A 332-nucleotide genomic window follows, 5' to 3' on the forward strand; every position below is an offset into this window, starting at 1 on the left:
TGCATATACATACTTCTTCCGACAAAAACGTTGCTGAGTTTGTAACGAAGGAGAGAAACAGGTGAAACGCCTTTTTCTTTCATCCCATTACATCTGGCAAGAAGCTTGCTGACAAGATGCCTGGAAAAAAATCTTTGAACGCAATCAATTAACTCGTTCTCATCGCAATGGTTTTGTGGTATACTGGACATGGCATAAATCTCCTTTGTAAAAATGGTTTTGATATTGTCAAGATTAGTTGACACATTTTTCTCAAGGATATCACTGACTATGCAGCCACCTCCAAAGCCTCATAGTACTGCCTGCGTTTTACCATGGGAGGAAGGCCGCCA

Annotated in this window: 1 pseudogene; it reads right to left on the reverse strand. The window is 41.0% G+C overall.

Features of this window, described 5'->3' with window-relative positions:
- Nucleotides 1-191, reverse strand: a pseudogene (locus tag H6A32_RS16015) (hypothetical protein); the annotation flags it as partial.
- Nucleotides 192-332 lie beyond the last annotated feature (141 nt).

The sequence above is a fragment of the Drancourtella massiliensis genome (assembly GCF_016900655.1).
GTDB classification, from domain to species: Bacteria; Bacillota; Clostridia; order Lachnospirales; family Lachnospiraceae; genus Sellimonas; species Sellimonas catena.